General features: G+C 76.3%; 10 protein-coding genes. 4 read left to right on the plus strand and 6 right to left on the minus strand.

From position 1 onward, the window contains the following. Window positions 1-14 precede the first annotated feature (14 nt). Window positions 15-2,840: a hypothetical protein gene (locus tag NFX44_RS11895; RefSeq protein ID WP_262283550.1), complete on the plus strand. Its 2,826-nt coding sequence runs from the start codon at window positions 15-17 to the stop codon at window positions 2,838-2,840. A gap of 52 nt (window positions 2,841-2,892) precedes the next feature. On the opposite strand, the gene NFX44_RS11900 is transcribed toward NFX44_RS11895, so the two are convergent. Then, window positions 2,893-3,471, minus strand: coding sequence for a TIGR03086 family metal-binding protein (locus NFX44_RS11900; protein ID WP_262283551.1), 579 nt, complete (start codon window positions 3,469-3,471; stop codon window positions 2,893-2,895). Between the two features lie 157 nt (window positions 3,472-3,628). Here NFX44_RS11900 and NFX44_RS11905 point away from each other — a divergent pair, with 157 nt between their 5' ends. Further along, entirely contained in the window at window positions 3,629-5,461 is a 1,833-nt protein-coding gene (locus tag NFX44_RS11905; protein ID WP_262283552.1) for an NHL domain-containing thioredoxin family protein, read from the plus strand. Between the two features lie 54 nt (window positions 5,462-5,515). Here NFX44_RS11905 and NFX44_RS11910 read toward each other — a convergent pair whose 3' ends face one another. Genes NFX44_RS11910 through NFX44_RS11920 form a run of 3 tightly spaced genes read right to left on the minus strand, consistent with a single transcriptional unit; the run spans window position 5,516 to window position 7,735 of the window. Further along, entirely contained in the window at window positions 5,516-6,265 is a 750-nt protein-coding gene (locus NFX44_RS11910) for a LamB/YcsF family protein (RefSeq protein WP_262283553.1), read from the minus strand. Beyond that, complete coding sequence (locus NFX44_RS11915) at window positions 6,249-7,127, minus strand: biotin-dependent carboxyltransferase family protein (RefSeq protein WP_262283554.1); 879 nt, start codon at window positions 7,125-7,127, stop codon at window positions 6,249-6,251. The genes NFX44_RS11910 and NFX44_RS11915 overlap by 17 nt, the downstream gene beginning before the upstream one ends. Beyond that, window positions 7,124-7,735 carry an allophanate hydrolase subunit 1 gene (locus NFX44_RS11920; RefSeq protein WP_262283555.1) on the minus strand — a complete coding sequence of 204 codons (612 nt, stop codon included), beginning with the start codon at window positions 7,733-7,735 and terminating at the stop codon, window positions 7,124-7,126. The genes NFX44_RS11915 and NFX44_RS11920 overlap by 4 nt, the downstream gene beginning before the upstream one ends. A 76-nt stretch (window positions 7,736-7,811) precedes the next feature. Here NFX44_RS11920 and NFX44_RS11925 point away from each other — a divergent pair, with 76 nt between their 5' ends. Continuing rightward, on the plus strand, window positions 7,812-8,489 hold the full coding sequence (locus NFX44_RS11925; protein ID WP_262283556.1) for a hemolysin III family protein: 678 nt from the start codon (window positions 7,812-7,814) through the stop codon (window positions 8,487-8,489). A 76-nt stretch (window positions 8,490-8,565) separates the two neighbouring features. Here NFX44_RS11925 and NFX44_RS11930 read toward each other — a convergent pair whose 3' ends face one another. Beyond that, a complete protein-coding gene (locus NFX44_RS11930; RefSeq protein WP_151465410.1) occupies window positions 8,566-8,856 on the minus strand; it encodes a DUF6458 family protein in 291 nt (96 codons plus the stop codon). Between the two features lie 117 nt (window positions 8,857-8,973). On the opposite strand from NFX44_RS11930, the gene NFX44_RS11935 reads away from it, so the two are divergent. Continuing rightward, complete coding sequence (locus NFX44_RS11935; RefSeq protein WP_262283557.1) at window positions 8,974-9,510, plus strand: histidine phosphatase family protein; 537 nt, start codon at window positions 8,974-8,976, stop codon at window positions 9,508-9,510. Between the two features lie 25 nt (window positions 9,511-9,535). On the opposite strand, the gene NFX44_RS11940 is transcribed toward NFX44_RS11935, so the two are convergent. After that, complete coding sequence (locus NFX44_RS11940) at window positions 9,536-9,805, minus strand: DUF6458 family protein (protein WP_013283345.1); 270 nt, start codon at window positions 9,803-9,805, stop codon at window positions 9,536-9,538. Between the last annotated feature and the right edge of the window lie 114 nt (window positions 9,806-9,919).

Below are 9,919 nucleotides of genomic sequence, written 5' to 3' on the forward strand. Positions count from 1 at the left end.
GAGGAGGCGCACCCATGACGTCCGAGGCCCCGCACCGCCCCGGCCAGGAGCCGGGCGAGGTGTCGCCGGGCGCCGGCGGACCGGTGCCGTACGGCGACCGCCCGGCGCAGCAGGACAACGGGTACGGCGCACCCGACCTCGGCTGGGCCCCGCCCCCGCCGGCCGGTCGGCCCGCCCAGCCGGCCCCCGCCTGGGCCGCGGCCGACGACCAGCCCCCCGCGTGGACACCGCCGGGCGGCCAGCCCGCCGCCGGCCGGGCCACCGCGCAGGTGCCGCCGCCCGCCGAGCCGGGCGGCTGGAGCCCCGCCCCGCAGCCCGCCTGGGGCGCTCCGGAGCAGTCCGCCCCGTCCTGGGGCGGGCCGGACCAGGGAGCACCCGCCTGGGGCGCGCCCGAGCAGGCCGACACCCACCGCGGCGGCGAGCCCGGCCCGTCCACCTGGGGCGCCGCCCCACCGAACAACCCCACCGAGTCGACCCCGCCGGCCTGGGGCGCCCCGGCCCCGTCCGGCGAGCAGCCGGCCTGGGCGCAGGCCGGCGACCCGGGTGCCCGTGCCGCCGCCCACGTGCCCGCGCCCGCCACCGTCCCGAACGAGTCGTGGGCCACCCCGGCCGGGCAGGACGACCCGAACCGGTCCGGTGGGTGGACCCCGGCGACCGGTCAGCAGGACGACGACCCGGGCCGCTCCGGCGGCTGGCGCGCGGCGCCGGAGGACAACTCCGGCGGTTGGGCCGTCGGGGCCGCCGCCCAGCAGCAGGACGACCGGCCCGCCTGGGGCCAGCAGGGTGAGCAGGGCGCTCCCGGCTGGACGCCGGCCGAGCCGACCGCCCGCGCGGCCGCCAAGGTCTCGGTCCCGGGCGCCGTCCGCCCCGAGGGCGCCTGGTCCACCCAGGACAACCAGGGTCAGGCCGCGGGCTGGCAGAACGGCCCGAACGCGACACAGGGCGACGACCAGGGCCAGGGCCCGAGCTGGCAGAACGGCCCGAACGCCACGCACGCCGACGACCAGAGCCACGCACCGAGCTGGCAGAACGGCCCGAACGCCACGCACGGCGACGACCAGGGCCGCGCCGGAGGCTGGCAGAACGGCTCGGCGACGCAGGACGACGACCCGGACCGCTCCGGCGGGTGGGCCGCGGGCCGGTCCGCCGGCGGCTCCGAGGCGCCGCAGCCGGCCGCCTGGGGCGCGCCGGAGGAGCAGCGCCCGGCCGCCGCGTGGAGCGGCGCCGCGGCGGTGCCGCAGCAGCGTGAGCCGGAGCGGCCGGCGGACGAGCCGGCGCAGCCCGGCTGGGGTTCCGCGGCTGTCCCGGCGCCGGCCGAGGCGCCGGCCCGGGCCAGCGCGTCCGTCCCGTCACCCGACTCGCCGCCCGCCTGGGCCGGCAACCAGGACAACCCGGGGCAGTGGACGCGCGACCGTCCGGCCATCCCGGAGGCCGAACCGTGGGCACCCGGCCAGGCCTGGGGCCGCGCCGCCGAGGCCCAGCCCGAGCAGCCCGCGTCGCCGGGCTGGGAGCCGACCCGCGCCGACGACGGACCGATCTACCAGCCGGCGCCGGGACCGGGGATCTCCCCGGCCAACGCGGTGCCGCTGCCCCCGCAGGAGCAGCGGGTGCCGGGCGCCGCCCTGGCCGCCGCGCCGCCCACCGACTACGCGTCGTTCGGCCCAGGTGGCGAGCCGGGCGACCGCAACCCGCAGGCGTACGAGCCGGAACCGGCCGCCGACGCCGGTTGGGGTACGCCCGCACCGGCGCACGACGAGCCGCAGTCACCGGCCGGGCCGGTGGTGCCCGGTCCGCGTACCTCGCCGGAGGCCGGCGCGGGCGGTGCCGTCTCGGCCAGCGCCTCGGTGCCGATGACCAGCCGGGTCACGCCGCCGGCCGACCAGCCGCTGCCCACGGGCGGCACGCCCGTCCCGCAGCCGCGCGTCTACGGCCGGCCCGCGCGTCCCGAGCCGGAGGAGGCACCCGGGCAGGACGGCCCGAACGGCTTCGCCGAGCCGGGCCCGCACTCCCGGGCGGACGAGTCGGACCGCCAGCACGGATACGCCGAGGCGCCTCCGGTGCACTCGGCCCCGCCGTCCTCGCCGGCCGCCCCGCCGCCGTTCCCGCCCGGCGTGCCGTCCTTCATGGACCCGCCGGGCAACAGCCGGCCGGTCAACGGGGTGCACCCGCACAACGGCGAGCGCCCCGGCGGGCCGCACGATCCGTTCGGTGGCCCCGGCGGCCCGCACGAGCCGTTCGGCGCGCCCGCCGGGCACCAGGACCCGTTCGGCCCGCCCAACCGCGACCAGTTCGGCGGGCCCGGGGGCGGTGACCCGTTCGGCGGGCCGGCCGGCGGCCGCGCCTCGGTCGCCGCACCGGGGCAGGGGCCGATGGGCGAGCCGGGCGGCTTCCCGCCCGCGTTCCCGCCGCCGCCGCAGCAGGGCCCGCCGGCCTGGCCGCAGGCGGGTCAGGGCGACGCGGACCAGGGCCGCTTCGAGGCGTTCAAGCCGGAGGCGGAGCCGAAGACCGAGGCGCCGACGCCGAAGGTGCGCAACGGCCGGGTGCTGGCCGCGGTGCTGATCGCCGCGGTGCTCATCCTCGCCGTGCCGCTCGGCCTGCTCACCCTGCTCGGCAAGATCGGCGGGGACGAGAAGCCGGCGGGCTTCGACCCGGCGGTGGGCTCCTGCGTCAAGCAGTCCGACACGACCGCCGTGGCGGCCGAGTGCGGCGAGCAGGGGGCGTTCACCGTGGTGTCGAAGGTGGACAGCAAGGACAAGTGCGCCGACCCGGCGCAGCCCCAGGTGGTGCTTCCCGGCGACGGGGCCAACCGGGTGCTCTGCCTCAAGCCGGCCGGCCAGTAGCGACTCCCACGACGGCGGGGCCACGGTGATCCGTGGCCCCGCCGTCGTTTCGTCACCGCTGCCAGTGGGGGTCGCGACCGAGGTAGGCCAGCAGGGCGGCGACCGGGTCGGCACCGGGCTCCGTGGGCAGCGCGGCGGCGTACGCGAATCCGCGCAGCGGCTCGGCGGTCGCCCGGGCCGCCGGCATGAGCTGTGCGGCCAGCTCGGCGGTGAGGGGCGCCGGCTGCCCGGTGGCCACCGCCACGTCCCAGGCGTGGATCGCGGCGTCGAGCGCGCAGGTCGCGGCGGCGAGCTGGGGTTCCATGGTCGGCACGGGCGGCAGCGGCGTGCCGACCGGACCGGCCGCGGGGTCGACGCCCGCCCACGCCGCGGTGGCGGCCTCGACCGCGCTCCGCACGACACTCTGGACGCCCTCGTCGTGGCCGCGCGGCGGGTCGAACGGGTTGTACGCCGGCATAGTGCCGGCCCCGACGGACGCCGCCCACGCGTGCTGGTCGCCGGCCGCGTGCATGAGCACCTGCCCGACGGTCCACCGGTCGCACGGGGTCGGGTCGTCGAGCCGGTCGGCCGGCACTCCCTCGGCGGCGCGGCGCAGGAGGTCGAGAGCGGTGGTGAGCACGGGAAAGCTCACGGGCCGGTCCTTTCAAGAACGGAATGCTTCGTTCCGCTTCAGTATAGCAGAACGGAACGATCTGTTCCACTCCTTCTCGGCCGATCCGGCGATCACCGTGTCGCGCTTCACCGCCCCATCGGGCCGGCCGCCGCCGGCGGTGCGGCACGATGAGGGCATGAGCGCACGAGTACGGGCACCCGAGCTGCGCGGCCGGGGCTGGCTGAACACCGGCGGCAAGGACATCACCCTGGCCGACCTGCGCGGCAAGATCGTCCTGCTGGACTTCTGGACCTTCTGCTGCATCAACTGCCTGCACGTGCTCGACGAGCTGCGCCCGCTCGAGGAGAAGTACGGCGACGTCCTGGTCGTGATCGGGGTCCACTCGCCGAAGTTCGAGCACGAGAAGGACGCCGCGGCCCTCGCCGCCGCCGTCGAGCGGTACGGCGTGCACCATCCGGTGCTCGACGACCCCGAGATGGACATGTGGCAGCAGTACGCGGCGAAGGCCTGGCCGACCCTGTCGGTGGTCGACCCCGAGGGCTACGTGGTCGCCACCATGGCCGGCGAGGGGCACGCCGAGGGGCTGGCCCGGCTGATCGACGACCTGATCGCCACCCACGAGGCGAAGGGCACCCTGCACCGGGGCGAGGGCCCGTACGTGCCGCCGGCCGAGCCGGAGACGGCGCTGCGCTTCCCCGGCAAGGCCGTGGTGCTCGACGGCGGCAACCTGCTGGTGTCGGACTCGGCCCGGCACTCCCTGGTCGAGCTGGCCCCCGACGGGGAGACCCTGGTGCGGCGGATCGGCACGGGCGGCCGCGGCCACGCCGACGGCCCGGCGGATGCTGCCACCTTCTCCGAGCCGCAGGGGCTCTGCCTGCTGCCCCCGCACGTGGCCGAGGTGGCCGGCTACGACCTGGTCGTGGCGGACACCGTCAACCACCTACTGCGCGGCGTGAAGCTGGACACCGGCGAGGTGGTCACGGTCGCCGGCACCGGGCGGCAGTGGCGCTCGACGGTCGACGACCACGCGCACGACGCCGGCTCCGTCGACCTGTCCTCCCCCTGGGACGTCGCCTGGTACGACGACCGCGTCATCGTGGCCATGGCCGGCATCCACCAGCTCTGGTGGTTCGACCCGGCGAAGCGGACCGCCGGCATGTACGCCGGCACCACGGTGGAGGCGCTGCGCGACGGCCCGCTGCCGGACGTGTGGATGGCCCAGCCCTCCGGCCTCTCCGTCTCGGCCGACGGCGCCCGGCTCTGGGTCGCCGACAGCGAGACCAGCGCGATCCGCTACGTGGAGAACGGCGTGATGGGCACCGCGGTCGGGCAGGGCCTCTTCGACTTCGGCCACGTCGACGGCCCGGCGGATCGGGCGCTGCTCCAGCACCCGCTGGGGGTGTGCGCGCTGCCGGACGGCTCGGTGCTGATCGCGGACACCTACAACGGCGCGGTGCGCCGCTTCGACCCGGAGACCGAGCAGGTCGCCACGGTGGCCGACGGCCTGGCCGAGCCGAGCGACCTCGTGCTCACCGCCGAGGGCGAGGTGCTGGTGGTCGAGTCGGCCGCGCACCGGCTGACCCGGCTGGCCCCGGGCGCGTTGACCGCGGCGGGCGCGAACACCGTGGACGGGCCGCGGCACAAGCTGGAGCGCAAGCCCACCGACGTGGCGGCCGGCGAGTTGACCCTCGACGTGATCTTCACGCCCGCGCCCGGGCAGAAGCTGGACGAGACGTACGGGCCGTCGACCCGGGTGGTGGTCTCGGCGTCCCCGCCGGAGCTGCTGGTCGAGGGGGCCGGGACGAGCACGGACCTGTCCCGCCGGCTGGTGCTCAGCGGCGACGTGGCCGAGGGCGTGCTCCAGGTGACCGCCCAGGCGGCCACCTGCGACGCCGACGTCGAGCACGCGGCCTGCCATCTCACCCGCCAGGACTGGGGCGTCCCGGTCCGCGTGGTGGCCGGTGGGACGACCCGCCTGCCGTTGGTGCTGCGCGGCCTGGACGCCTGAACCTCTCGCGTCGAGAAGAAGCCCTCCACTCGCGGAGGCGTCGGGGCCTTTCCGTCAGGCGAACGAGGTAGGAATGACCCCGGCGTCGATGAGGGCGGCCCGGACCATTTCGGCGCAGCGCACCGCGCCGGGGGTGTCGCCGTGGAGGCAGATCGACTCGACCGGGGTGGGCACCACGCTGCCGTCGACCGCCACCACGGTCCTCTCGGTGGCCATCCGGACCGCCCGCGTGGCCACCTCGTCGGGGTCGGTGACCAGCGCATTCGCGGCGCTCCGGGGCACCAGCTGCCCGTTGGGCAGGTAGTTCCGGTCGGCGAAGCCCTCGGCGACCACCCGCAGGCCCGCGCCCACGGCGAGCTGGGCGAGCACGGAGCCGGGCGGGCAGAGCACGGGCAGCTCGTGGTCGTACCCGCTGACCGCGGCGACCAGCGCGGCGGCCTGGGCCTCGTCGCAGGCGGCCGCGTGGTAGAGCGCGCCGTGCGGCTTGAGGTAGCGCACCCGGGTGCCGGTGAGCCGGCAGAAGGCGTCCAGCGCGCCGAGCTGGTAGATCGTCTCGTCGCGCAGGGCGGCGAAGTCGTAGGCGATGTGCCGCCGGCCGAAGCCGGCGAGGTCCCGGTAGCCGACCTGGGCGCCGACGGTGACCCGGCGCCGCGCGGCGCCGGCACAGATCCGGTGCATGGTGGACGCGTCACCGCCGTGGAAACCGCAGGCGACGTTGGCGGAGGTGACCAGCCCCAGCAGCGCCTCGTCGTCGCCGAGCCGCCAGATGCCGAATCCCTCACCGAGGTCAGCGTTGAGGTCCATGGAACGTCACCGTAGTCCCTGGGCGGCCCTGCGCGAGCGGGGTCACGTCCTCCACCACCCCGATGACCGGGTATCCGCCGGTGGTGGGGTGGTCGGCCAGGAAGATCAGCGGTTGGCCGTCCGGCGGCACCTGCACCGCGCCGAGGACGAGGCCCTCGCTGGGCAGCTCGCCGGCCACCGCGCGGGGCAGGGCCGCGCCGACCAGTCGCGCGCCGACCCGGTTGCTGGCCGGGCTGATCGCGTACGCGGTGCGGAACAGCAGGTCGAGTGCCGCGGGGGTGAACCAGTCCTGCCGGGGGCCGGGGTGCAGGGTCAGCCGCAGTTCCGCCGGCACGCCCGGGGCGACGGTGAGGTCCACCGGGGCCGGCGGGCCGGTCGGCGTCCCCACCGGCAGCCGGTCGCCGTCCCGCAGCGGGGGCGGGCCGAGCCCCGAGAGCGTGTCGGTGGCCCGGCTGCCGAGCACCGGCTCGACCGCGATACCGCCCGAGACGGCGAGCCAGCTGCGCACCCCCGCGCGGGCCGGACCGACGCGCAGGGTCGCCCCGGCGGGCAGCGACAGTGGCCGGCCCATGTCGCCGGGGCGGTGCCCGGCCGGCCGGGCACCGCCGGGCGGGTGCTCGACCAGCAGGTCCACCTCCGCGCCGGTGAGCGCCACGGTGACGGCCCGGGTGAACCGCAACTCGGCCCCGGTCAGGGTGAGCTCCAGGCCGGCCGCGTGTTCGGGGTTGCCCACGAGCCGGTTGGCCAGCCTCAGGGCGGCCGGGTCGAGCGCGCCCGAGCGGGGCACGCCGAGGTGCGCCCAGCCGGGGCGGCCCTGGTCCTGCACGGTGGTGAGGGCACCGGACCGGAGCACCTCGATCACGCGCTGACCAGCCGGACGCGGGTGCCCGGGGTGAGCCGGGCGGGCGGGTCGGCGCGCACGTCGAAGAGGTCCAGGTCGGTCCGCCCGACCAGCAGCCAGCCGCCGGGCGAGGCGGTCGGGTAGATCCCCGCGTACGGGCCGGCCAGCGCCACCGAGCCGGCCGGCACCCGGGTACGCGGGGTGGCGAGCCGGGGCACCGCCAGCTCGGCCGGCAACCCGGTGAGGTACGCGAACCCGGGCGCGAAGCCGCAGAACGCCACCCGGAACTCGGTCCCGCGCAGCCGCTCGACCACGGCGGGCACGTCGACGCCCCAGTGCTCGGCGACGGTGGGCAGGTCCGCGCCGTCGTACACCGTGGGGACCCGGACCTCGGCGGCGCCGGCGGCGATGGCCACGTGTTCCGGGCTCCACCCGGCGATCCGCGCGGCGGCCGCCGCCCGGTCCGGCACGCCGTCGACCAGGACGGTGGCCGCCGCCGGGACGATCTCGACGGCGCTCAGCTCGCCGGCCGCCCGGCGGCGCCACAGCTCGGCCCGCCACGCCTCGACCTGCTCGGGGCCGTCGCAGTCGAGCAGCAGGGCGTGCGCGCCGACGGGCCGGATCCGCATCCCGTCATCCTCGCCTCGGCGGCCGTGACAAGCCACACTACTTGCAAGTAACCTACGGTGTCGTAACCTGGTTGACGTGACCACCTCCGCACCGCTCCGGCTCAAGCCGGCCGAAATCGGGAAACCCCGCATGCGCGGCTGGCTGCACACCTACGCGTTCTTCGCCGCGCTGGTCTGCGGCCTCGTGCTGTGCTCCGTCGCCGCCGTCCGCCCCGGCTGGGCGCCCCTGGTGAGCTGCGTGATCTACAGCCTGACCGTGTGCGGCCTGTTCGGCACCAGCGCGCTCTACCACCGCCGGGTCTGGTCGGAGCGGGGCTACCAGATCATGCGCCGGCTGGACCATTCGATGATCTTCTTGTTCATCGCCGGCACCTACACACCGTTCTGCACGCTGCTGCTGGACACCCGGCACGCCACGATCATGCTCTGCCTGGTGTGGGGCGGGGCGCTCGCCGGCGTGGCGATCAAGCTGATCTGGCCGCACGCGCCGCGCTGGGTCTCGGCCCCGCTCTACCTGGCGCTCGGCTGGGTCGCCGTCGCGATGCTGCCGGAGATCCTGCACGCCGGCGGCGTCACCGCCCTGGTGCTGCTGACGGTCGGCGGGGCGATCTACAGCGTCGGCGCGGTCTTCTACGCGCTGCGCCGGCCGAACCCGTGGCCCACGGTCTTCGGCCACCACGAGTTCTTCCACGCCTGCACGCTCGTCGCGGCCATCTGCCACCACATCGCGATCTACTTCGCGCTGTTCTCCTGATCGCCGGGGCGCCGGTCCGGAAGACGGGCGAGGGCCCCGCGCCGTCGCGGGGCCCTCGACAGTTCGTGGCGCCGGGTCAGACCGGGTAGCCGGAGCCCGGGCGGCGCACCTCGCGGTACTCCTCGCGCACGACCCGGTCGTCCTGCACCGGCACGACCGGCTCGGCGACGACGCGCTCCCGCACCGGGGCGGCCACCACCCGGCGGCGGCTGTTCCAGAAGTAGAGCGTGGTGAGCAGGCCCGCCACTCCGGCGAGCATGAGCACCCAGCCCACCACGTTCAGGTTCAGCCATCCCAGGTTGGCGTCGATCGCGAACGCGAAGATCGCACCGAGCGCGATGAGAAAGATGCTGGCACCGATGCCCATGACGTCGCCTCCTTGGCGTCCTGCTGGCGTTTCCTGCCGGCCGCGGCCATGGAATGAGGTAGCGGCACACATCGACATACCCAGGCGCCGAGATCGCCAATCAGGCAAGCTGAGCGCATGACCGACGGCAGGAACCAGCAGCGGACGTTGGTGCTGTTGCGACACGCCAAGGCCGAGCAGTCCGCGGAGATCCCGGACGAGGAGCGGCCGTTGACCGCGCGCGGCCACGCCGACTCGGCCGCGGCCGGCGCCTGGCTGGCCCGGCACGCGCTCCTCCCCGACGTGGTGCTCTGCTCGACCGCCCGGCGGACCCGGCAGACCTGGCACGGGGTGGCGCTGGGCGCGACGGGATCCCCGCCGGAGGGAGGTCCGGCCGGGTCGGCGCCGGTGGTCCGCTACGAGCCGGCCGCGTACGACGCGCACCCGGACGTGCTGCTGGACGTGGTCCGGGAGGTCGACCCGAAGGCCCGCTACGTGCTGCTCATCGCCCACAATCCGGGCATCTCACTGCTCTCCGCGCTGCTCGACCCGGAGCGGGCCGATCCGGACGGGCTGCGCACCACCGACCTGGTCGTGCACCGCCCGACCGCGCGATGGGTCGAGCTGGGGCCGGGCGGGGCGCCCATCACGGCCCGGCACACCGCACGCGGCTGAGCCCGCCGGGCGGCGGGCTCAGCGGTCAGGACGGCGGGGCCGTGGGCGGCGGCGGGTCCGGCGGCGGCGGCATCATCGCGGTCGGGTGGGAGAGCCGGTTCTCCTCGACGATGAGCGTGCGTGCCCGCTTGCGGCGGTCCTGCCAGAACCAGAGCGTGGTGAGCAGGACGCCCAGCCCGGCCAGGATGAACACCCAGCCGACCGCGCGCAGGTCGATCCACCAGACGTTGGCCCGGATGGCGAAGGTCATGATCGCGCCGAGCGCGATGAGAAAGATGGCGCTGCCAATGCCCATGTGCGCTGCACTCCCCTGTGCGGTGGCCCTTGGGCGTGCCCTGTCGTGGTCCGCGACGGTTACCCGCCAGGGGCCCGGCCTATCGGTCGGGGGAGGAAAACACGGCGGCGGGGG

The sequence above is a fragment of the Micromonospora sp. MA102 genome, from assembly GCF_025460765.1.
In the GTDB taxonomy this organism is placed as follows: Bacteria; Actinomycetota; Actinomycetes; order Mycobacteriales; family Micromonosporaceae; genus Micromonospora; species Micromonospora halotolerans.